Source organism: Zunongwangia pacifica (assembly GCF_023499215.1).
In the GTDB taxonomy this organism is placed as follows: Bacteria; Bacteroidota; Bacteroidia; order Flavobacteriales; family Flavobacteriaceae; genus Zunongwangia; species Zunongwangia pacifica.
The window spans coordinates 130,123-156,633 of sequence record NZ_JAKHSK010000004.1 but is presented as its reverse complement, the minus strand read 5'-3'; the positions used below and the strand labels follow the sequence as shown (position 1 = coordinate 156,633).

Annotated in this window: 12 protein-coding genes; all 12 read left to right on the top strand. The window is 37.6% G+C overall.

Going from position 1 to position 26,511, the window contains the following annotated elements; all coding sequences use genetic code 11:
• Nucleotides 1-363 precede the first annotated feature (363 nt).
• Nucleotides 364-1,749, top strand: coding sequence for an FGGY-family carbohydrate kinase (locus tag L1967_RS04280; RefSeq protein WP_249600486.1), 1,386 nt, complete (start codon nucleotides 364-366; stop codon nucleotides 1,747-1,749).
• Between the two features lie 638 nt (nucleotides 1,750-2,387).
• Nucleotides 2,388-3,839, top strand: coding sequence for a purine-cytosine permease family protein (locus tag L1967_RS04275; protein ID WP_249600485.1), 1,452 nt, complete (start codon nucleotides 2,388-2,390; stop codon nucleotides 3,837-3,839).
• Between the two features lie 576 nt (nucleotides 3,840-4,415).
• Entirely contained in the window at nucleotides 4,416-6,644 is a 2,229-nt protein-coding gene (locus L1967_RS04270; RefSeq protein ID WP_249600484.1) for a fasciclin domain-containing protein, read from the top strand.
• Nucleotide 6,645: 1 nt separating this feature from the next.
• The gene (locus tag L1967_RS04265; RefSeq protein WP_249600483.1) at nucleotides 6,646-9,915 is read left to right on the top strand and encodes a SusC/RagA family TonB-linked outer membrane protein; all 3,270 of its coding nucleotides are present in this window, start codon (nucleotides 6,646-6,648) and stop codon (nucleotides 9,913-9,915) included.
• Nucleotides 9,916-9,927: 12 nt separating this feature from the next.
• Entirely contained in the window at nucleotides 9,928-11,421 is a 1,494-nt protein-coding gene (locus L1967_RS04260; protein WP_249600482.1) for a RagB/SusD family nutrient uptake outer membrane protein, read from the top strand.
• A gap of 11 nt (nucleotides 11,422-11,432) precedes the next feature.
• Nucleotides 11,433-13,121 (top strand): fasciclin domain-containing protein, encoded by a 1,689-nt coding sequence (locus tag L1967_RS04255; RefSeq protein WP_249600481.1) that lies wholly within the window; start codon nucleotides 11,433-11,435, stop codon nucleotides 13,119-13,121.
• Nucleotides 13,122-13,138: 17 nt separating this feature from the next.
• The gene (locus L1967_RS04250; RefSeq protein WP_249600480.1) at nucleotides 13,139-14,599 is read left to right on the top strand and encodes a fasciclin domain-containing protein; all 1,461 of its coding nucleotides are present in this window, start codon (nucleotides 13,139-13,141) and stop codon (nucleotides 14,597-14,599) included.
• Between the two features lie 29 nt (nucleotides 14,600-14,628).
• Nucleotides 14,629-17,820 (top strand): SusC/RagA family TonB-linked outer membrane protein, encoded by a 3,192-nt coding sequence (locus L1967_RS04245; protein ID WP_249600479.1) that lies wholly within the window; start codon nucleotides 14,629-14,631, stop codon nucleotides 17,818-17,820.
• A gap of 31 nt (nucleotides 17,821-17,851) precedes the next feature.
• Entirely contained in the window at nucleotides 17,852-19,600 is a 1,749-nt protein-coding gene (locus L1967_RS04240) for a RagB/SusD family nutrient uptake outer membrane protein (protein WP_249600478.1), read from the top strand.
• 63 nt (nucleotides 19,601-19,663) lie between these two features.
• Complete coding sequence (locus L1967_RS04235; protein WP_249600477.1) at nucleotides 19,664-21,133, top strand: glycoside hydrolase family 28 protein; 1,470 nt, start codon at nucleotides 19,664-19,666, stop codon at nucleotides 21,131-21,133.
• Nucleotides 21,134-21,319: 186 nt separating this feature from the next.
• Nucleotides 21,320-24,505 carry a SusC/RagA family TonB-linked outer membrane protein gene (locus L1967_RS04230; RefSeq protein ID WP_249600476.1) on the top strand — a complete coding sequence of 1,062 codons (3,186 nt, stop codon included), beginning with the start codon at nucleotides 21,320-21,322 and terminating at the stop codon, nucleotides 24,503-24,505.
• Between the two features lie 11 nt (nucleotides 24,506-24,516).
• On the top strand, nucleotides 24,517-26,391 hold the full coding sequence (locus L1967_RS04225; RefSeq protein ID WP_249600475.1) for a RagB/SusD family nutrient uptake outer membrane protein: 1,875 nt from the start codon (nucleotides 24,517-24,519) through the stop codon (nucleotides 26,389-26,391).
• The last annotated feature ends 120 nt before the right edge of the window (nucleotides 26,392-26,511 follow it).

Here is a 26,511-nt window from a genome sequence, read left to right as displayed (position 1 = left end):
GCCAGCCTCGCCGGCAGGCACGGAATGAGGATTAAAAACGATAAAATAAAAATAAGACTAGACTTTCCTGCCCGTCCGGCAGGCGGGTTTGCTACTTTTTTTAACAATGAAAAAAAGTAGGGAGAGTAAGATTAGAATTGAGAAAATATAAACCTCACAGGTTTTAAAAACCTGTGAGGTTTAAACCAGAAAATTCTAATTTCTAAATTCTAACAGCAAAGCGATCTAACTTCTAATATAAGGTCGCGCCCAAAAAATAAAAGTTTTCTCTGGGAAAGTCCGAGAGATTAAATACTAATAATTTAACTTCGAATAGTTTCAGCATTGAAATGAAAAAGAAGTTTTAAATTCTCGATTATCGAGATGAATAAAAAGAAAGTAACTGCTGTTTTTGATATTGGAAAAACCAACAAGAAATTTTTCCTGTTCGATAAGCAGTACCAGGAAGTTTTTCGGGATTACACCCGTTTGCCACTTACGGTAGATGAAGACGGCTATCCCACCGAAGATATTACGCTGTTACAGCAGTGGATTAAAGATACCTTTCATTCGATTTTGGAAAGTGAGCAATATGAGGTAAAATCGATCAACTTTTCGACCTATGGTGCGAGTTTGGTGCATTTAGATCATCACGGCAATGTGCTAACGCCTTTATACAACTACACGAAATCGATTGAGAAGGAAATTACCGATGAGTTTTACGCAAAATATGGCGATGAATTAAAGATCGCTACCGAAACTGCATCGCCGCAATCGGGAATGCTCAATTCGGGATTACAGCTGTTTTGGCTGAAGAAAAAATACCCGGAGATTTTTAAGAAAATCAGGTACACGCTGCATTTACCGCAATATTTGTCGTTTTTATTTACTGGAATTCCCGTGAGTGAATATACCTCGATTGGCTGCCATACCAATTTATGGGATTATAATAAGGAAGATTATCACGATTGGGTGTATCAGGAAGGTTTCGATCAGTTATTTGGCCCCATTGTGCCCACGGCCAGCAGCATCAACACCTCTTATAAAGGCAAAAAAATAAAAATCGGCGTAGGCATTCACGACAGTTCTTCGGCATTATTACCCTATATTTTAAGCAAAAAGAAGCCTTTTTTACTCCTTTCCACCGGAACCTGGAGTATTTCGCTAAATCCGTTTAACGAAGAAAGTTTAGGAGAAAAAGACATTAAAAACAATTGCCTAAATTACCTGCGTGTAGATGGAAAACGGGTAAAGGCTTCCCGCTTTTTTATGGGAAATGAATATAGAATTCAGGTCGAAAAATTAGGCGAATACTACGGAAAAGAATACGGGTATCATCGTGATGTAAAGTTTGATCAGGAGTTATACTTACGGTTGATTGAAAAGCCTTCGATTTATTTCAAATTTGAAGGAATTTCCTTGAAACGCAAAGAATTGCATCAAACCGACTTGAATCCTTTTGCCACGTTTGAAGAAGCCTATCATCAATTGATGATCGAGTTGATGGAATTACAAATCCATACCATTCGGAACGCAATTGGAAATTCGCCCATCAACAAAATATACATCGACGGCGGTTTTACCGATAATGACGTATTTATGAAATTAATGGCGCATCATTTTAGTGAATTTAAAGTATTATCAACCCATTCCCCTTTAGGTTCAGCTTTAGGAGCTGCGATGGTGATTTCCAATAAAAAGGTAGATTCTAAATTTTTAAAAGAAAACTACCGAATGAAGAAGTTAGTCCCATTGCTCTTGACGAAGTAGTTGGAATTGAGATGTTAGAAATTAGATAATAGAAACTAGAATATAGACAAAAATCTTGATTCTAGAAACAAGAGAAAGGAAACAAGAAACAAGACGAACGTCATCCCGGACCTGCCTGCCGGCGAGGCTGGCTTGATCCGGGATCTCATCCTGCTGATAACGTGATGAGATTCCGTGTCAGGCACGGAATGACGAAAAGCAACTCTCGTGTCACTTCGAGTGATTTTATTGCAGCGATAGCGGAGATAAAATAGTATCGAGAAGCAATGAGAAACGAGGTCTCGATACAAATTTCAATTACCATTGAAATTCACTCGACCTGACAAGAAAATAGAGAATAGAACTAAGAGCCAAGAAACAGGAAACAGGAAACAGGAAACAGGAAACAGGAAACAATATATTGAAAACCAAACAATAACGGCGGCTGAGTGATTGCGAGGTAGGAGCAATTGTATCGAAGCCAAAGCGGAAATTGAAGTGAGAAGCTAGAAAAGAGAGAATCAAGAAACAAGACAATGTCTTCTCGACCGTTGAATGACATAACAGTTTTAAAACCTACCCACTTTTACGAAAACGATTGAAAAAATACTGGAAAATAACAGCTACACGTTGATAGCTAAAAGCTTAAAATAGAAAAAATGAGTCAGGCACAAATAGAACAAGAAGTTATAGAAGCGGAAGTTTCGGGAGAATTTGAACGTGAACGAGTACCGGAATCCAAGCTAAAAAGCTGGAAAAGCTTTTTGGGAATGTATGCCGGCGAACACGCCGCAGGAACCGAATTTGTCATTGGTCCACTTTTTTTAACCACCGGCGTAAGTGCTTTCGACTTAATTATCGGATTGCTTTTAGGAAATTTAATGGCGGTGTTAAGCTGGCGTTTTCTTACTGCGGAGATCGGAACAAAATTTAGATACACACTATATTATCATCTTGAAAAAATCTGCGGAAAACGACTCGTTACCGTTTATAATCTCGCTAACGGAATCTTATTCTGCTTCTTGGCCGGCGCGATGATTACCGTTTCTGCAACCGCTGTTGGCGTTCCTTTTAATATGGAAATGCCAAAGTTAACCGATACAATGCCCAATAGCGCAACCTGGGTGATTATCGTTTTAGCCATTGGCGCTGTTATTTCTATCATTGCCGCCAAAGGATATAGCACCGTCGCAAAAGCTGCCAATTGGATGAGTCCGATTATTGTAGCTGCTTTTGTGATCTGCGGAGTGGTTTCTTTGGTGAATTTAGACGTACATAGTTTTTCCGATTTTTGGAATATTTGGGGAGAAGGAAGCGAACCCTTTCCCGGACAAATAAAATATACGTTCTGGCACGTGTTTTTATGGTCTTGGTTTGCCAATGCCGCGATGCATATTGGGATGTCAGACCTTTCCGTGTTTCGATTCGCTAAAAAAGCAAGTTCAGGTTGGACCACCGCTGCCGGAATTTACATCGGGCATTATATCGCGTGGATTGCCGCAGCCTTATTGTATGCGGTATATTTAAAATCTCCCGAAGCCCAAGCTATTTTAGCCAGCGGTGAAGCGCCTTCGGTAGCGCCTGGGCCATTAGCTTATAATGCGATTGGCGCTTTCGGAATTATCGCGGTCATTCTTGCCGGATGGACCACAGCCAACCCAACCATTTACCGAGCCGGATTGGCTTTTCAGGCGATTATTCCGAAAGTCTCTACCGCCTGGGTCACCATTATCGCCGGAACCGTCGCTACCATCGCCGGATTATTCCCTGCTTTTGCAATGAAATTATTAGGTTTCGTAGCCCTTTACGGATTTATATTAGCCCCCATTGGCGCCATTATTGTTTTTGAATATTTCTTCGGAAATAAATTTGGAATTCAATCTTTCTACGCGCAAAAATCGGGTACTAAATTTAATCAGGCCGTCTTTTGGGCCTGGGTAATCAGTTTCGGGGTATTCTATTTTATTTCGGTTCAATTTGATGTGTTTCTATCCTTTGTTACCCTCCCCACCTGGCTTTGCTGCGGACTTTTATATTTAGTTTTTAGCAAGGTGGTACAGAAGAAAAGAGCACCCAAATCAAAAATCTCCTGGCAAGCCAGTGAGGTGTAAGTCTAAAAAACTTTTAAAATTCAAAGCGACTGAAAATATCAGTCGCTTTTTTTATACTACTAAGTGAATAGCAATAACTTAATACTTAGTTTAACACAATAAGCTGAAAGGCAAACCCATTAGGCATTAATCAGTTTTTTTACTTCGAGAAATTGGGGTAGGTATAACAATTATAAAAGAGCCTTTAATCTCGATTCTCGAGTAGAGTTAAAATTCAGTTTTCTCAATATACTTCAACCAAATTTTAATCAACTCTGTTCATAATATTTTTAGATAAACTAATCCAATTTTTTAAAAGTAGTACGACTTAGAATTTTAACATGATGAATGCAATCATGTTAATTAAAACATAATTTACACAAATTAAATAACTCTTTACACATTTCCAACCTGTAACAAATCATCACTTTTTTACAAAAAATTGACACAAAAAACAAATTAAATCGATTTATCAATAACAATTTATCACTTAAGCAGCATAGTGCAGGATACGAAAACGATTTCCCTACTATAATTTAGCTTTATAGATTATTTAACACTTCTAACTATCGATATATCATTACAACCTTAAACTATATGAAAATATTTAATAAATCAATATTCGTTATTGCCATGCTTCTAGTCTTAAGTTGCAGCGACGAAGAATTTGATGAATATTATGGAAGACCTGAAGATTTAGAAGAACCTATTTATCAAATCCTCGAAGAACGAGGTAACTTCACTTCCTTACTTGCTACCATTGATAAAGCCGGTTATAAAAATATCCTTGGAAAATCTGGATACTGGACAATGTTTGCTCCAAATGATGAAGCTTTTTCAAGCTTCCTTCAAAATGAAGGAATTTCGAATATCGAAAATATCGATTCTACTCTTGCAGGAAAAATTGTAAGATACGCTCTCGTTTACAATGCTTTTAGAACAGAGCGACTATCAGATTATCAATCTGATACAGGGTGGGAAGAAGATCTAGCTTTTAGAAGAAGAACAGCTTATTATGATGGTTTTCAGGAAGAAATGGTAGATGGACAGCAAAGAATAGTTGTTTCGTCTAACCGAAACAATGCTGAGGGCGCAGATTACTACATTCCGGGAGATAACAATAACAAATACTTAAGCTATTTTATCGATGAATTTATGCAAGCACAAAATTTAAGTGCGTATGATTATAATTTCTTTTTCCCAGAGGCAAACTATTCCGGATTTAACCTGTTGAGTGCAGCTGTACAAACTGAAAATATTGTTGCTGAAAACGGAATCATTCACGAAGTAAACAAAGTGTCCCTACCGTTAATAAACTTAGACCAAAAATTAGCTAATGATGAACATTATAGCCTGTTCTATACTATTTTAAAAGAGAATCTTGTTAATTATGTTTACGATGAAGACGCTACTACTGCATATCAAAACTACAGTAGAAATTCTAAAGATGTTTACGTTAAGGTTTATGACCCTGCTTTAGCCTTTTCCCCTAACAATGAAAACTTTTTAAAAGAAGCCGACAATGATGGGCAAAGTGATGCCTATACCATTTTTGCTCCTAAAAACGATGTATTACAACAATTTATCGATGAGGTTCTTTTAAAAAATTATAGCTCTCTGGATGTTCTTCCAAAATATATTTTTGAAGATTTCTATAACGCACACATGGTTCAGAATGCCGTTTGGCCTTCTCTACTTGCAGGGTATAATAATGAATTAAATGAAGAATTACGATTTGACTTATCTACAGATATAGCAGAGGCAAAAGTGTTGAGCAACGGATTTTTCTATGGTACGAATAAAATTCAGGAATCAAATCTATTTTTCAGCGTTTACACTTCAGCATATCTTGATCCAGAATTCACATTGGCGACCAGATTATTTAATGATGGATCTGGATATCGTGAAATCACTAGTAATATTAATAATCGTTATACGCTTTTCTTACCATCAGATGATGTTTTAAGGAATTTGGGGTTCGACTATAATATTAATAGATCTGAATGGGTATATACTTCGCCTGAAACCGGGAACACGGTAGTAGGTACCATTGCCAGAACCCGATTAACGCGAATACTCTACAATGGGATTATACCCACTCCAAACGGGGAGTTAAACGATCTTTCTGGCTCTGGAATTATTAGATCTGGTGATTTAGATTTACCAGGGGAATATATCAAATGGGAAAATAATACAGTTTATGCAGCAGGAAATGAAGTTATTGAAAATCGCGTAAATATTATTGGATATGAAGATCAACGAAATGGAAGAACTTATTATATCGACAATTTATTAGAATTCAGTGAAGAACCTCCAGGATTAGATATTCAAAGACTTGCTGAAGAACCAGAATCTCCTTTCACAAACTTCTACAATTACCTAAACAACTCCTCTCTTTATGATGCTGCTTCGGGTAACATTCAGGGATTGGAAATTGGGACTTCCTATACTTTCGCTATTCCTAACAACGAGGCTATAATACAAGCTGTAAAAGATGGTGAATTACCAGGCGATCAGGAAACTGGAGAACCAAATTATACTCCGGCAGGCCAATTTGAAATCGATCAGGTAACCGACTTTATTAGATATCATATTCTTGCTACCCGAACAATTTCGGATGATGGTCTTACCGGAGGACAAATCGAGACACTATTACAAGACGACCTTGGTGAGAAAACCTATATCTCTATACTAAATTCAACAGGAGAACTCACTTTTATAGACTCCGCCGGTAGAGAGGCTAATTATATCCCATCTCAAAGTAATAATCTAGCAGACCGTAGCTTAATCCACCTAATCGACAATTATCTTTTATATACAAATTAAGATGAGACAAAAATTTACCAGCTATCTCTATTATTTAACCTTACTCACCGTATGTCTAACGGGAAACGCTATCCTGGCGCAGAACAATGTTATACGGGGAACAATTATAGATGCAGAAACTAAAGATCCTATTGCGGGCGCCACAGTAATCGAGCAGGATGCAGAAAATAGGACAATTACTGGTGTAATATCAGATTTCGATGGGAATTTCGCAATTAAAATTAAGAATCCTAACAATAACTTATCGGTATCTACTATGGGATATAGTTCTAAAACTATTCCTTTAACCGGTGCCAGTGAATATACTATTGAACTTATCCCTTCAGTCAGCGATTTGGAAGAAGTTCTTATCACCGCAGAAAAGCCTGTTGATAATGGTTTAATAGGAATTGCTGAAAGAAATTTAACTACCAGTGTGGTAACCGTTAAGGCCTCTGATCTTGAAAATACACAAGCAGCATCTATCGATGAAGCTTTACAGGGTAGAATGCCCGGGGTAGATATTACAGCGAACACAGGAGATCCAGGTGCAGGAATGCAAATTAGGATTAGAGGAACATCTTCGATTAATGGCTCATCAGACCCATTGGTGGTAGTTGACGGGATGCCTTACGAAACTTCTATCCCAGAGGATTTTAATTTTGGGAGTGCAGATGAACAGGGATATGCTGCGCTTTTAAATATTGCTCCATCAGATATTGAAAGTATTAGTGTCTTAAAAGATGCAGCAGCAACTGCAATGTGGGGAGCCCGGGCAGCTAGTGGAGTCTTAATTATTAATACAAAAAGGGGATCTGTAGGAGCTCCAAAAATAGGTTACACTTTTATAGGTACACTTTCAAAACTGCCAAAAACAATACCTATGCTTAATGGTGATCAATATTCTATGCTTATACCCGAAGAATACATGAATCGGAACGGTACCCCCTTAAACACTCTCAACGTTAAAGAATTTCAATACGATCCTCAACAAGTTTATTATTATATGAATTATGGCAATAATACCGATTGGGTAGATGCTATTTCGCAAACTGGTTTAACTGGGGAACATAACCTATCGCTACAAGGGGGCGGTAAAAAAGCAAGATACTTTACTTCGGTTGGATATTATGATTCTAAAGGAGTTACAAAAGGCACAGGTTACCAACGTATTACTGGGAGACTGAACCTTGATTACGTAGTATCAGATCGCATTCGCTTTAAAGCCGATCTGGCCTACACGCATTCTTCAACCGATAGAAATTATGTAAATGGTACCGGCAGCGGTGACCGGTTAAGAAGTGTTGCCTATACAAAAATGCCGAATATGAGCATTTATGAATACAACAATTTTGGAGAATTAACCCCTAACTACTTCTCCCCTGCTCAAAATATTCAGGGATTGTACCCAGGTACGTATAATCCCGTAGCTATGGCCGAATATGCATCGAATATACAAACAGGAGAGCGAATTGTACCACATTTCAATCTACAGGTAGATTTAGTCCCTAAAAGATTAGTTTCTACTTTTGATATTCAATTTGATTTCAACAGTACTAAAGCAAAAGCTTTTCTTCCCCAAAATGCTACAGGAAGGCCTTTTACCGAAACTGTGGTGAACCGGGCTTCAGATTCAGATGTTGATATTGCGAGTATTACCTCTAAAACAAACCTTATTTATACCCCAGATATTGGAGATAAACATAGTTTGCAAAGTATTCTTTCCTTACAAACCAATGATTTTATTTATGAATCTCATAATGCATTAACTTCAAATACGGCATCGTCTTTTTTAACAGATCCATCGGTACCCTCAAGAACTCAAAATGCAGAGTTGCAATTGTACACGAATAGTAGTCAGTCTAGAAGCGTGGCAGCATTAGTCAATACTCAATATAGTTTATTAGACCGGTATATTATAAATGTGGGATTAAGAGGAGATGGGAACTCAAAATTTGGCCCGGATAACAGATATGCACTTTTCCCATCGGTTTCAACAAGATGGAGGGTTTCTGGTGAGCCATTTATGCAAAATCTTGACTGGTTGGATGATTTTAGTTTTAGAGCCAGTTACGGACAATCTGGTAGAGCTCCCAGATACGATTATAGGTACTTTAATATCTACGGAAATTTTAATGCCGAATACCTGGGCTATAATGGGGTATATCCTCAAAATATACAATTAAGTAACCTAAAATGGGAAACCCTGGTAGGTAAAAACCTTGGGCTAAACCTACGAATGTTTGATCAAAGAGTAACCTTAGATGTAGATGTGTATCAAAACACGACACACGATCTAATTTTTCAAAATCTTGATTTAACCACTGTTTCAGGATATAACCAAATTGATCAAAACGTTGGGGTAATCGATAACCAGGGCTGGGAAATTGGTCTATACACCACGCCGATAAAAACAGATAAATGGAAAGTAGATTTTAATTTCAATATTTCCCGAAACCAAAATATCATTCGGGAAATATCAGAATATTTCCCCAGCGAAAGCGGTAACGTAGATCGTAACGGAGAATTTAAACGGTTCTTACAGATAGATAATCCTTTTGGGTCGTTTTATGGCTATCGGTTTAAAGGCGTATATCCAGATCTGGAATCCACACAGGCTAGAGATGCTAATGGCGATATTATTACAGGACCCAATGGACAAATTGTATATATGCGGTTTAATTATCCCAATACGGATTATGTTTTCCAACCGGGGGACGCCATTTATGAAGATATCAATAAAGATGGGAATATCGACAGCCGTGATGTGGTGTATTTAGGGAACAGTAATCCAAAATTCACCGGCGGTTTTGGTCCCTCTATTACATTTAATAACCAGTTCAAGTTATTAGCATTTTTCACTTATCGGCTGGATTATGATATTGTTAATGGTACAGATATGCTTACTACCAACATGTATGGTTGGGATAACCAAAGTACTGCCGTATTAGATCGATGGCGAAACCCGGGAGATCAAACAAATATCCCAAGAGCTATTTATCAGGGAGGATATAACTGGTTAGGATCAGACAGGTATGTAGAAGATGCTTCATTTCTTAGATTTAGATCGGCTACGTTTAGCTATAGCTTACCAAAATCTGCTTTAGAAAATTTAAGATTAGACGATTTAAGGGTATATGTTACCGCAGATAATATAATGACCTTCACAAACTATCGCGGACAGGATCCCGAAGTAAATATGCGAGGCGGGGATCCTTTTGGTATCGCCATAGATTATTCGCGAACACCCCCAACAAGACGTTTCACTCTAGGAATACAAACCAGATTTTAAAACTCACAACCTATGCGAATCAAAATAACACATACCATACTTGTAATCTTCGCACTACTAACTTTTTCCTGCGATGATTATCTGGATTTGAGGCCACAAGACGGCACCGTAAGACAGGATTTCTGGAAAACTAAAGAAGATATAAAAGCGGCGGTTATAGGTATTTATTCTAGTATGCTAAACAGTCCGCCTTCTGTTAGTGACAGAACATTGGCCGAATATCTTTTTATGTACGGCGAACTAAGGGGCGATATGATAGCACCAGGCCCTAATGTTATAGATGAACAAACAGATGTTATAACTTCTAATATCCTGCCTTCTAATTCAATTACTTCTTGGGCTACATTTTATAGAATTATAAATTATTGTAATACGGTGATCGACCTTGCTCCTGCCGTTCTCGAAGAAGATCCAACATTAACACAGGAGCAATTGGACAATTATTTGGCAGAAGCGCTAACCATAAGAGCCTATATGTATTTCACACTAGCAAGAAGCTTTAAAGATGTGCCTTTAAAATTGGAAGCTACACTAAGCGATGAGGATAATTTTCAATTACCAGTCACACCACAACAACAAATTTTCGAACAGGTAAAAATAGATCTTGAAAAAGCAGAATCTTTAGCGACTGAGGACTATGGAAATATCCCAGAAAATAAAGGTAGAATTACCAAACATGCCATTAACGCTATACAAACAGATGTATATTTATGGACTGGGGAATATCAAAATGCTCTTGAAGCGGCAGACAAAGTTATCAATTCTGGAAATTACAGCTTAATTGTTGCTACCAACAATTGGTTTAACACAGTGTATGCCCGGGGTAATTCTTCTGAAAGTATTTTTGAATTCCAGTATACCCCCCAAAACCTAAACCCATTTTATAACATATTTCTACAAAGACCTCAATTTTTAGCCGCACCCTCAGTCTTAGAAGATGTTTTTGGAGTAGATTATGATGATCCCGAAAATAAAGATATCAGGGGAGAAAGAGCTGCCATGGTTCCCGGAACCAATGAAATCTACAAATACACCGGTCTTAATGAAAATGAAAGAAAAGCACTTCAAAATTCAGATACACATTGGTTCGTTTACCGTTATGCTGGCGTCCTTTTATTAAAAGCTGAAGTGCTAAATCAATTAGGGCGAGGTGCTGAAGCCCTTGAAATAATAGAAGAAATTAGGGAGGCCAGAGAGGCCATACAGGCAACTTCACAAAATGTAAATCCTGATAATAAAAATGCGGTGACAGATTACATTCTTGCCGAACGTTCCAGAGAACTTGCTTTTGAAGGCAAAAGATGGTTCGATATTTTAAGAAATGCACGTAGAAATGAGTATGAGCGACTGGATATCCTAATTGCAGTGGCCATAAACAGTGCCCCACCAAGCCAGCAACAATCTATTGTAAACAAATTACAAGATCCCAATAGCCATTACTTACCTATTAATGAGTATGAGTTATACACCAATAAAGAATTAACCCAGAACCCGTTTTATAATTAAAAACTTAAGTCATGAATAAAGTATTAAACACTGCGTTTTTTTGGAGACTTAGCCTTTTAGCTGTTCTGGCTATTGTAATTATCAATTGTACTTCAGAAAAATATAAAGAATCTACCGACGAAACACTGAATATTACCGGATACCTTGAAAATAACACGGAACAGTATTCTATGTTTCTGGAAATACTGGAAACGACCAATTATTCAACATTTATGAATACCTATGGTACCTACACATTATTTCTTCCAACAAACCAAGCGGTTCAAAATTACTTAAATGAAGAAGGATTTTCCTCCATTAGCGACATCCCGATCGAAGATCTGGAAGATTTAGCCAAATTACATGTGTTAGAAGAACGTATTGAGACCACAAGTTTTAATGACGGAAAAATTTCAACTCCATCAATGCAGGGACAGTATTTAATAACCGGTGCCGTTAATATTGATGGTTCTTCGAATATTACCGTAAACAAAGATGCACGTATCACTACCTCTAATATCGAAGTTGGAAATGGGATTATTCATGTGATCGATAAAGTTTTAAAAGTAGCTAATAAAACGCTGGCAAAGATGATCGATAATAATGAATCCCTATCTATTTTCGCTACGGCCTTAAAAGAAACAGGCTGGTATGAAGTTTTAGACAAACCACTAACCTACGACAATGATAGTATTCCCAGCTATCTAACAGTGATCGCACAAAGTGACGAAGTCTTTAGCCAAAATGGCATTAACTCTTATACTGAGTTAGAAGATACTTATAGTCATCTTAATAACCCCACGAATCCAAAAGACAGCTTAAATTTATTTGTTGCTTATCGAATTATTCCCGGATTAAACTATTTAGCAGATCTTGTAGGAACAAGCACTGTTTTAACCAAAGCACCTCTAGAAGTTATAGGCATCAAGTTAAAACGGGATAGTATCGTATTGAATGAGGAAACCTTTAATGGTGTTTTTGAAGAAGGCGTGGCTATAAAAAGAGACGCCAGCGATATCACAGCTTCCAACGGAGCTATTCATTTTGTTGACGATAATTTCTTCATCAAAAAAAGATTCCCTTCCCCGGTGTATTTTGATCCGGCAGATCAACCAGAATTTAGACAGCTAAGTGCGGTATTTAGAAAACCAGGAAATTACGCTTCATTAAATAGTTCAGAACTTAGTGAAATTAATTATGAAGGATCCTATGACCTTACCTATGCCTCGCCACCTATTGGAGATAGAACTGGAAGAGGCTGGCATGGCGATGTATTGGAATTAGTGCGCTTTAGAACTGGGGTTACCAATAATCTTGAATTTACTACACCTGTCATTATTAAAGGACAGTATAAAGTCTGGGTCTCTTATAGAGCATCAGACAGACAGCCTAGAGTAAAAGCGTTCTTTAATGGTCAGGAACTTCCTAGAATTGCCAACTTTAGTGAGTATGGGAATACCGAGTTACCTGAGAGAGTTCTGGAATCGCAGGGATACAAACGACACATCTATCCTTATGATAACGCATTCTACAGTCGATTAATGGGCATTATAAATGTTGAAACAACTGGCCGACATAAATTTATGCTTCAATCTACGGAATATGCGGGATATAACACATGGCTGGATGTTATCGAATTTAGACCCGTAGATATGGATCAGTTATATCCAAAATTTGAGTCTGGTGGAGACGGACTTATCTACGAATCAGATATTAATTAAACTAATCCATAAAAAGGATGATATCAAATTATAACCATAAACTCATTTTGGTAGCTGTTCTGGCTATTGTATCGGTTATCTCATGCTCAGATCCATGGGATGATCATGCAAAAATGGTAGATGCTAACCTTAACGAAAAACTGAATATTAGAATTAATAATACACCAGAAACATCCGATTTTGGGGCATTACTTATCGAAACAGGATATGATAGCATATTATCATCGGCCAAAACTTATACCGTTTGGGTACCAACCAATGAAGCTATGGCTCAGGTCGATGCTTCAGTTTTAGCAGATATGGAGGATAAACAATTATTTGTTTTGAACCACATTGCCCTTACCTCCTACTCTTCAGTAACCGATAAGGATACCGTTTCAGTAGCTATGCTTTCCGATAAATATTTAGAATTTAAAAATGGTAATATGATTGCCGAATCTAATGTACTAACAGCCGATCAATATGCTGAAAATGGTCTATATCACATTATAGATAAAGCCTTAACTCCCAGAAGGAACATTTGGGAATATCTTCAGGATGAAGCAGCTTCTAATGCCATGAGTAAATTTATAATGAGTTTGGATGAATTTGATATCTATCCTTCAGATAGTTTACCTAAAGCAATGGCTGAAAAAAGTGAAGAAATAATGTTCGCCGATTCCTTAACGAACTCCTATTTATTAAATGTTTACAATCTTAATAACGAAAAGAATAAATACACTTTCTTTTTATTAGAGGATGAAGGCTATAAAAATCAGGTAGAAACCTTAAAGCCTTACTTAAATAAAGGAACTACCGATTCTACGACTACCTACGCCAGCTATTTTGCTGTTAGGGATATGGCTTTTCATAAATCATATTCTAGGGAAAATTTACCAGACGCGTTAACTTCTAGATTTGGTGTTAAGGTACCGGTGAATAAGAATAGGATTTTAGAAGAAGTTAAGCTTAGTAATGGTATCTTATTTAAAATGAGCACCGTTGATGTTCCTTTAGAAAAAAGATTATTAAGCACTGTTATCGAGGGGGAAAATCCATCGGGTTTTAGTCAGGGCGATAAACGTATTAATACCTTCTACAGAGAGAAAGCCAGTCCTTCTGGTGAACCGTTTTCAGACATTATGGTTCAAAATCACGAAGTTCCTAAATTCGGCATCTACTATACCGCCAACAATTTATATAGCACCACGTATCGCGTATACTGGCGTGCCGTTAATGATATTCAGGAAAATACATTTCAACAAGCTTTAAGAATAGGAGGAGAATTTCAGGCAGATGGAACAGTAGCAAATCCAATAGCCAGCCTGCCCTACACCGATGTTCCTCCAGATGATTATAGTGAAGTTTTTATAGGGGAATTTACCCTTGAAGAAGCCGGTAATTTAGACCTGATCACTTTACTAGCCGCAAATACTGCTGTAAATGGTCAAAACACCTTAACACTAGATTATTTAAAATTTGTACCTGTAATTAAATAAAGATATTTAAAGACATTAAACCAATAATTATGCAAAGAATAATACCACTAACCTTTCTTATCGGTATATTGGTTGCTTCAGGATTTCCTGCAGAGGTCCGTGCCCAAAATTCAGATGCCACAAGTGTTGCTACTGAAAAAGTTCAGGGAATTAAAGTTGCGGGTATAGTTAGAAACGCAAAAACTTCCGAAGGAATTTCAGGGATAAATATTGCCGTTACCGGTTATTCTGCTGCGATTACCAACGAGGATGGTACATTCCAGATCAATGTGCCTCATTTAAATGCGCTATTAAACCTAAGCGGACAGGATTTTCAGACAAAAATTTATCCTTTAAATAACCAAAATCAGGATATTGAAATCTTGTTATATGAAGAGAACTATTCGCCATTTTATCGAATAGGCGAATTACCGGGCGGAGAACAATTACAGTATGCTAATGCTAAATCAACAAGCGTTGTAGATTTTAGCGAAGACCAGTGGAGTGCCCCAGTAAACGAATCTGTTGGAGATTTTCTTCAGGGTAAAGTAGCGGGTTTAAATATTATCCGAAAATCCGGGGTACCCGGGGCCGGTGCTTATATAAACCTTAGAGGTTTCACCTCACTTTATGCCACCAATAAGCCTTTAATCGTCGTAGATGGTATGATTTACGACGATGAAGATTATGGCTCTGGTATTATTCAAAATAACATGTCTTCTCCGCTATCAATGATCGATGTAAAAGATATAGAAGATGTGACCATATTAAAAGACGGTAGCGCTTTATACGGAACTAAAGGAGCTAATGGAGTTATAGAAATTACCACTACACGACCAACAGACCTAAGTACCAAAATTGATTTTACCGTTTATGGCGGAGTAAATTCTAGACCTGATAATTTACCGGTACTTAATGCGAATCAATATCGAACGTATTTAACCCAGGCCGTAAGTACACGAGGATATTCTCCAGAACAAATAGCTAACCTGCCCTGGATGACAGATAACAGGCAAAGTGAGGCTTATTATTTATACAATAATCAAACAAACTGGCAGGATCAGGTTTTTGAAAATAGTGCCAATCAAAATTATTACCTAAAAATAAGGGGGGGTGACGAAATTGCTAAATACGGACTTTCTGTTGGATATGTTAAGGCTGAAGGTATTACAAACTATTCAGATTTACAACGCTATCATACCCGCCTTAATGCCGCTTTAAAACTTACCGAAAGATTAAATGTAAATGCAAATCTCTCTTTTATACACAATACCGAAAATCAAAGAGATCAGGGCCTGGCCTATAAAACCAATCCCATGTATTTAGCATTGGTAAAATCTCCTTTTATGTCTATAAATGCCATAAATGGAAATGGAGAAGTCTCCCCTAACCTGGCAGATGTAGACATCTTTGATATAAGCAATCCATTAGCAATCGAGCAGGAAGGAATAGGAAATAATAAGAATTATAGATTTTATGGTAATCTTCATTTTAGATATGATATCAACGAATTTTGGAATGCCAACCTATTAGCCGGATTAACCTATAATAAAGAAAGAGAAAACTTCTTTATCCCAGATTTTGGTGTTGCAGATATTACGTTGCCTTTAGCCATAGCCAAAAACCGAAGCGGTAGTGAAGTACAAAGATTATACGCAATTTATACTGATGCTTTTATCAATTTCAACAAACGTTTTAACCATAAACATGGACTGGATTTAAAAATTGGATTACGCAGCCAGAATGTAGAAACCGAAAGTGATCTGGGATTAGGCTATAATTCTGCTACAGACGATTTTACCAGTGTTGGCGCCGGGAGTAACCTTTTAAGATATGTTGGTGGTCATCTGGGAGAATATAATTGGCTAAACGCTTATGTAAGTACAAAATACGATTACCTGAATAAATATTTTATAAGCTTTAGCGGATCGGTAGATGGTTCCAGTCGCTTTGGAGATGAAGTTGAAAAAGGAGCCATTAATATAGGAGAAAATGCGTTTTCTGTTTTAGGGTCATTATCTGGCGCATGGATAGTATCTTCAGAGAATTTCCTTAAAAATGTAGCTCCCATAAACCTGCTAAAATTAAGAGGGGGAATCACTTTTACCGGGAATGACGATATTGGGAATTTCACCGCACAACAATATTATATTTCCCAAAATTTACTGGGTTTACAGGGACTGGTAAGAGGTAATATCGGTAATCCACATCTTCAATGGGAAACAATAAGAAAAATAAATCTGGGAGTAGATATTTCTTTATTCAACGAAAGGTTAAATGCAAGCGTAGAAGTATTTGATAATAAAACTACAGATATGATTACCTATCAACCTGCCAAAGAGATTACAGGTTTCGATTATGTAGTATCTAATGCTGGAAGTATGCAAACAAGAGGTATAGAAGTAAGTCTGGAAAGTAGATTAATTAATACTGAAAATACAAGTTTTGATCTGGGCATTAATATCTCCAGATACGAAAATGAAATTTTAAGTATTCCTAATGATCGCATCATTACTGAATTTGGTGGAGCCTCTTATGTAACGTACCAGGGCATGGATGCTAATCTCTTCTATGGATATCATACCAATGGAGTGTACGCGACAACTGCTGAAGCTCAGGCCGCTGGTCTTACAAAGCGAATGGCCAATGGAGATCTGGAGCCATTTAAGGGCGGAGATATGATATTTACAGATTTTAATGGTGATAACATTATTGATGAAGACGATAAAGCCATTATCGGCAACCCTAATCCCGATTTCTTCGGAAGTATTTCAGCCAATTTCACTTATAAGAGATTTTCAATTTCAGGATTATTCAGCTTCTCTTTAGGGAACGATCTTTATAATGGATTACGCTATCACATGGAAAAAATGAGTGGTTACGAAAACCAAAGTATCGCAGTAGCCAATAGATGGAGGGCTGAAGGGCAACAGACTAATATCCCTAGGGTAAACTGGGGTGATCCCATGGGTAATGCTTACTTCTCTAATCGCTGGATAGAAGACGGCTCTTATTTAAGATTAAAAACACTGGTTCTTAATTATAATCTTAATGTACGCAATATGGATTTTTTAAGATATATCAATTTATATGCAACGGCTAACAACCTGTTTACCCTTACAGATTATTTAGGCTACGATCCAGAGTTTAGCGCCACTCAGTCAATTTTTGGACAGGGAGCAGATATAGGTTTAATGCCACAATTTAGAACGATACAATTGGGATTAAGATTAGGACTTTAATAGCTTGTTTTTCAGAAAAAAACATAAAGACATGATTAAAATAAATAAAAAAATATTAACCTGCGGTGCGCTTGCCATTCTCTTAGGATTCACTTCCTGTGAAGATTATTTAGATGTAAAACCACAGGACAAATTAAATGAAGAACAGGTATATAACGACCTGTATGATGCCGATGCCGCGGTAGTGGGAATTTATGGCAAGCTTATGGGGCTCGCCGGTAAATATATTGTACTTAACGAGCTTCGGGCAGATCTTATAAGTCCTACCAGAAATTCTTCTCCAGATATAGAAGAATTAAATACACATACAGTTTCAAAAGACAATCCTTATGCGAATCCGCGTGATTTTTACGAAGTGATAAACAACTGTAATGATGCCCTAAAGAATTTTAGGGTCATGCTGGAAAATAACAAAATAGACGCAGATGAATTTAATGAAAGATATGCTGATATTGGAACTTTAAGAAGCTGGTTATATTTACAATTAGGCATGCACTATGGGGAGGTTCCTTACGTTACCGAACCTATCGAAAAATTAGAAGATTTACAAAACGAAAATCTGTATCCAAGACTTCGTTTAGAAGATTTAATCAAAGAACTGATTAATTTCACTGAAGGCCTTCCTTATACCGATCCCTATAATCAAAATAGCTCGCTGGTTGTAGATGTAGATGGGTACAACACCGCTAAATTCTTTATAAATAAAGAGGTGGTTTTAGGAGATTTACAACTTTGGAATGGTAATTATACTGAAGCCGCCTCACATTATAAAAATGTAATGGAAACTTCCAGTAATGGTACAGACAGCTATTATTATGACACCTACCGGATAATTTATAATTCACCTAACACGGTAGATTTAGGCGTAGAATATCAGCGTTATAGAGAGCAGGATGCAAGAGCATTAATCAATTCTAATACCGATGGCTGGGGAAGTATTTTTGCCAGAGATCAGGACGATCGTTGGAATCAGGAGTGGATTTGGTCCCTCCCATTCGATTCTAATTTTGCTCCAGAGAATCCTTTTATCAATTTATTTTCGATTCAATCTGGGGACTATGTTTTAAAACCTTCGCAAAGAGCTATTGCATTATGGAATAATCAAAATCAATTAAATGGCTTTCCTTATGATGCCCGTGGTAAGATTTTTAGTTATCTGGATGTAGGAGGAAATCCCGTAGTAAAAAAATATCTCTACAATTTTTTAAGTGAAGAAACTCAAATGCCTGTAGATGTTTTTAATCGCGACGGTAGATGGTTTTTATATCGAGCAGCAAAACTACATCTAAGATTTGCTGAAGCGGCAAACCGCGACGGACACCATAAATTAGCCGATGCCCTACTTAATTACGGCATTCAAAATGCCTATACCGTAGACGGAGTAGAAGATGTTAGCGATATAGAACAGACCAACCTACCTTTCCCTTATAATTTTGATGCCAGAAAGGGTGACTTTCCTTTTTACAGAGGGCCATGGTATAGAAATGGTGGGATTAGAGGAAGAGCTTATGTAGAACGTGCAGAAGTTGTGGGCGACAGTTTAATTGCTATAGAAAATAATATTATAGAAGAAGCCGCATTAGAATTAGCTTTTGAAGGAAATCGTTGGGGTGATTTGGTACGTGTAGCCATACACCGCAATGATCCTTCCTTTTTAGCAGATAAAGTCTACGAAAAATTAGCTGCTGAAGGAAACCCAGAAGCTAACTCGGTTAGAGCCAGATTAATGAGTCGTCAAAACTGGTTTTTACCTTTTAAATGGGAAAATCAGGAAGACTAAATCAGGCAAGTACAGGACACAAAAACTTAATATTTACAGCATTTTAGTGTAAATTTCACTATTATGACATTAAGAATTTTAAGACAAGTACTCATATTATCGATTTTCATCGTCTTTTCCTGTAAAGAAGAGGATAAAAAAATTGAACCTAAAAAAGATCATGAGCCATTAGCCTGGATTGATAACGTTGGGGCGAAAAATCTAAATTTTCAGGATAAAACCTACTGGGTAAACGATTTTGGTGCTAAAAACAACTCCACTTCATTAAGTACAGAAGCTATTCAAAAAGCGATTGGCGAATGCGCAAAAAATGGAGGTGGAAAAGTCTCTTTTAAACCTGGCATATACCTTTCAGGATCTATATTCGTAAAAAAAGGAGTTCATTTTAATATTCCCGAAGGAGTAGAATTAAGAGGTAGCGAAAATATCGAAGATTACCCGGAAATTGATACCAGAGTTGCCGGAATTGAAATGAAATGGCCGGCGGCCCTGATTAATGTTAGTAACCAAAATGAAGTCTTAATAGATGGCTCTGGTACTGTAAATGCTCAGGGAAAGGTCTTTTGGGATTACTACTGGAATCTTAGAAAAGAATATGAACCAAAAGGCTTACGCTGGATCGTAGATTATGATGCAAAAAGACCCAGAACTATTTTAATTTCAGACTCAGAAAATGTCATTCTTAAAGATTTAAACATTCAAAAAGCCGGATTTTGGACGGTACAGGTGCTCTATTCAAAATATATCACGGTAGATGGATTAACGATCAGAAATAATATTGGTGGACACGGCCCAAGTACCGATGGTGTTGATATTGATTCTTCAGAATGGATTTTAGTTGAAAATTGTGATATCGACTGTAACGATGATAATTTTTGTCTAAAAGCAGGACGTGATTGGGATGGACAACGCGTGAATAAACCCACACAATATGTTGTGATAAGAAACTCTATTGCCCGGGCAGGCTCAGGATTATTTACTATTGGTAGCGAAACGGCCGGAGATATTCGGCATGTGTATGTCTCAAATATCAAAGGCATAGGAACTAAGAATGGTTTAAATATTAAATCTGCAATTACCAGAGGAGGCGCTGTTGAAGATATTCATCTAGAAAATATCGCAATGGATAGCGTTCAGACCTTTATGGAGGTCTCTATGAATTGGAACCCAAGTTACAGCTACTCTAAACTTCCTGAAGGCTATGATATAGATTCCATACCACAACGTTGGCAAACGCTACTGAAAGAAGTAAAACCTGCCTCTAAAGGGATTCCTACATTCAAGAATATTACACTCAAAAATATAGACGTAAGCGGTGCAAAAAGAGCTATTAACGTAAATGGTCTGGAAAATTCGTACATCACCGATGTGACGATGGAAAATGTGCAAATACAAGCAGAAACCGCTGGACAAATAAACTATAGCAAAAACTGGCGGTTAAATACGTTTAGTTTAAAAACAAAAGACACTTCAAAAGTTAAAATTTCAAATGCTCCCGGCGTTTCTATTGCCGATTCTTTGTATCAAAACTAAATTTTACCATCACCTCTCATTCGGTATTATCATTACACTCAGCCTATGATAGTACCGATTTTTTATTTACAATAATCTCAATATTAAATCATTTTTTTTAAATAAACCGCAGTACAGTACAGGATACCTGAACTTTATTTTAAAAATATATTTGAATCATGAGAATATACAAATTACCTATCCAAAATGAAAAATGATTATACTAAAAGCTTTTTAATAGTTTTGATGCTCTTCCTAAGTGCAGTGAGTTTTGCACAGGAAAAAACTATTAGCGGTATCGTTAAAGATGCCAATAATGTTCCCATGCCGGGTGTTAATGTCTTTATCAAGGGAACTGACACAGGAATTCAAACCGATTTTGATGGAAAATATAGCTTAACCGCTTCTCCCGGAGACATCATTGTATTTTCTTTTATCGGAACGAAAACGATTGAAAAAACCATTGGTTCACAAGCTCAAATAAATGTGATTATGGAAGAAGACACCGATAGCTTAGAAGAAGTTGTGGTGGTAGGATACGGAACACAGAAAAAATCTGATATTACCGGGGCAATATCCTCTGTATCTTCTGAAGAATTAAACGCATTTCCCGTGCAAAGTACCTTACAGGGTATTCAGGGAAAAGCTGCAGGAGTAGATATTTCTTCTAACGCCAGACCAGGAGAAATAGGCGCTATAAGAATCAGGGGAAATCGCTCAATCTCTGGGGGTAATTCTCCACTTTATGTAGTTGATGGCGTGCCATTACAATCTGGCGGTTTAGAAATGTTAAACCCCAATGATATAGAATCCATAGAAATCCTAAAAGATGCTTCAGCAACAGCTATATATGGTTCCAGAGGGGCTAATGGTGTCGTTTTAGTAAGCACTAAAAAAGGCAGACAAGGAAGAGCTCAGATTAATTTTGATAGTTCGGTTACCATAGAAAACATAAGAAATCTTGCCGATTACTGGAACGGAAATGAATATGCCCAATACCGTCGTGATGCCTTAAGAGGAGCTGGATTATACACTACACCCTATCCAAATGCCACAGATGATTTCAACTATTTTGGCGGAGACCAAGCCGCTTTGAACAATATCCTTAGTGCCTATAACATCACTGGATACAACGCAGATGGCACCCCTATAGCAGAGACAAGAGCCGCCACGGCAGAAGAACAGGCGTTGTATGGCGTAAATCAAATACCCATTTATAACGGGTCTAACATCCAAACAACCAACTGGACCGACTATGTGGAACAATCAGGTATATTACAACAGTATAACCTAAGTGCCAATATGGGTACTGAAAGAATGACCGGATATATTTCTGGAGGATATCTTGACCAAATAGGAACAGTAGCCGGCCAAAAATATAAAAGATATACCGGTTTGGTTAATCTGGAGCTACAGGCAACCGACTGGTTTAAAATTGGTGGAACGATAAACGGGTCCTATAGCGTACAGGATTATGGATACGCCGCAGGAGGCTCCAGAGGGTCAAGAACACTTTACGAAGCTGCATTAGGTCAACTTCCTTTCGCCAGACCATACGACGAAAACGGTGATTATATTTTTAATCCCGGCGGAAACCCTAATATCGTAAATCCCATTCGGGACAACGGGCTGGTAATTAATGAAAGAACTACAGCCCGCATGTTTGGTAGCTTTTTTGCTGAAATTCAATTCACTGAAGGTCTAAGGTTTAGAACGGTATTTGGACCAGATATACGAAATTTTAGAAATGGCCAGTTTCAGGCAGCAGAATCAAGTTTAAGAGGTGGTGGATCTGCATCTTCTACTAACTACGCAAGATTAGGTAAAAGCGAGCAGATTTCCTGGACGCTGGAAAACCTGCTTTATTATGATAAAACATTTGCAGAGAAGCATACCCTAAACGTCACACTGCTTCAAAGTGCCTCAAGGTACAAGCAGGAAAATTCAGATATGATTGCTTCAGACCTTCCTTATGATAGCCAGTTGTGGCACAATTTAGGGTCAACAAATCGTGGATCTTTAGATGGATGGGGCTCTGGATATTCTAAAAACACGCTTACCTCTTATATGGCCAGAATAAACTACTCTCTACTCGATAAATACCTCTTAACGGTAACCGGAAGAGCTGATGGTGCTTCAGTTTTAAGTACTGGTAATAAATGGGACTTCTTCCCTTCCCTTGCTTTAGGTTGGAAAATTGATGAAGAAGCTTTTATGCAAGATGCTTCTTTTAACCAGCTTAAATTAAGACTAGGCTACGGTGCTGTTGGTAATGCCGCTGTTGGGCCTTACAGTACAGCCGGAGGTTTGGTAAGACTACCTTATGTTTTTGGAGGAACTCCAGCCAGCGGATATGTAACCGGCGATCCTAAAGGAACCGATAGAGGATCTATACCGAATATGAATTTAGGTTGGGAAAGAACAAATCAGTTGAATCTCGGACTTGATTTTGGAGTTTTAAATAACAGGATCTCTGGATCTTTAGACTATTATATCGCCAATACCGAAGATATCCTGCTAAGCAAATCGCCCAACTCGGTAACCGGTTATGGTAGTATAACGATTAATGCCGGTAAAACTAAAAACACCGGTATTGAGCTGGTCTTAAATACCATTAATATTCAAACTCCAGATTTTCAATGGACCTCAGACCTTACCATATCCAGAAATGATAACGAAATACTTGAGTTAGTAAACGGTAAAGAAGATGATGTAAATAACCGAAGGTTTATTGGCCAGCCCTTATCGGTTTATTATGACTATAAAAAAGTGGGCATCTGGCAAACTGAAGATGCAGACGAAATAGCACGTTATAACGCAAATGGACATGATTTTGAGCCAGGCGATATTCGGGTAGAAGATGTAAATGATGATGGTATTATCGATCCCGAAAACGACCGGCAAATAATCGGCTCTCCCACACCGGTGTGGACAGGCGGATTTAGAAATACGTTCTCTTACAAAAATTGGGACTTAGCAGCTTTCTTTTTTTCCAGATGGGATTATATCGTGGAAGGTGGTGCAGTAGATATGCAAGGACAATACGTTCATAGAGCTGTAGATTACTGGACTCCCGATAATCCTACGAATGCTTATCCTAAAGCAGATTATAACAACGGCGGGCAACCACTTTATTATAGTTCCATGAATTATCAGGATGGATCTTTTATTAAACTTAGATATGTTTCCCTGGGATATAATTTCCCCAGAGAACAACTTGAACAATTCAACATCTCTCGTTTAAAAGTTTATGCCCAGGCTTTAAACCCATGGTTATATTCAAAAGCAGATTTTCTTGATCCAGATTCCAGTTTCCAAAACGGAGGATCAAACAACAGCGCCTCAAGCATTACCACAAACAGCTTTGTATTTGGATTAAACTTATCATTTTAAAAGAATTAAACATGAAAAGATTACTATATCTCATCACCATATTCGGCATGATATCCTGCTCTGATGATTTTCTAGAGGAAGAAATGGTAGCTACCCTTACCCAGGAGCGATATAACACGCCAGAGGGAATAGAAGAACTGGTAAACGGAGCCTACGAAGGATTAAGATTCCATTTTAATTATGAATGGTCTTATGTACTAACAAACTACGGAGTAGATACTTTTACGAATGGTGGAGGCACCAACCACGTAATGTGGAATACCTACTCTGGCGAATTAGACCCGTTAGATGGTGCAAACTTAGCCCCTTTATGGGATAATATGTACGCACAGATAAATTTACACAATATCGGTATTACCAGAATACCCGAGGTTTTAGCCGATAACCCAGAGCTAAGAGACACACGCTTAGGAGAACTCTATTTTTTAAGAGGTTTTGATTATCTAAAACTAGTCACTCAATTTGGCGGTGTACCAATATCTACAGAGCCTATTACTTCAGACAGAGCTGATTTTCCAAGAGCTCCAAAAGAAGACGTTTTCAATTTAATCGTAGAGGATCTTACCAAAGCGGTTGATCTTTTACCTGAGGAAGAAAGCCAGGAAGGCCGAATTACAAAATCTGCCGCCAGGCACTATTTAGCAAAAACCTATTTAACAAGAGCAAGCGAACTAAATGCTGATATCACACAGCCTAACGATTTAGAAAACGCCGCTAAATTTGCGATGGAAGTAATTTCTGGATCAAATCACCAATTAGCCAATAATTTCAATGATTTATTCCAGTATACTTCAGTGAACGGACCTAATGAAACTAATTCAGAAATAATTCTTGCTGCTCAATTTGATGACAATCAATCGTTATTAGGTAGATATGGTAATCAAACGCATTTGTACTTCCTATCCGTTTATCGCTTTTTCCCGGGAATGACCAGAAATCTGGAGGATGGTAGAGAATTTCAGCGACTTAAACCTACAGATTTTGGTCTGAATGTTTTTAACAGAACCATCGATTCCAGATTTTATAAAAGTTTTCAGACTTCTTATATCGCCAAAAATACCAATAGTGTCCCTACCTGGAGTGCAGAAAATGCTCCTAGTCCAGACCTTGTGGGAGAATTAAAATTTAATGTAGGTGATACTGCAGCGATATATGTAGTGAACGAAATGGGCGATAGAAGATTTACTCCAGATTATAAAGATGAATTAGCACCTTTGGTATTAGCCAGGTATGCAGTAAATTCTAGTGGAGAATTAACTACCGACTGGGACATTAGCACTTATCCTTCGTTATCAAAATACCTGGATCCATTTAGAACAAACTTTAATGATGCCAAAGGAACCAGAGACGGAATTCTTGCTCGATTGGGAGAAACGTATTTAATAGCTGCAGAGGCCTACGGAAGAATGGAAAACTACGGTGAAGCTGTTTCCTTACTTAATCAGTTAAGAGCCAGAGCAGCTTATCAGGAGGGGGAAGATCGTGGATTTGTTTATTATCTTACCGAAGAAGAGGTACCTTACGGAGAAACTTCAAGTACCGCTGAAGAGATGACCATAACCGAAGAGATTTTCACCCCGGGAACTACTGCCGCACAACAGGAAATCTATCCTACCGGAGTAAATTCTAAACCAGATATGTTTGTTCATTTTATATTAAATGAAAGAGCCAGGGAATTATTAGGAGAATTCCATAGATGGGTAGATTTAGCGAGAACAAAAACATTAATTCAAAGAGATCAGGCTTTTAATCCTGATGCGGCACCAAATATTAGGGAGAAATTCTTATTAAGACCTATCCCGCAAAGCTATATCGATGCGCTCGAACAAAATGGAAAACCACTTTCTGCGGAAGAAAAAGAAGCCGTTCAAAACCCTGGATATTAGTATATCTGGATTGAGGAAACTTTTTCGCGATAATCATGAAGAAGTTTAACACATATACGATTGTAAAACACCCAATAATTGGGATATAACAAAATTATCGATAATCGAATAATTTGATTG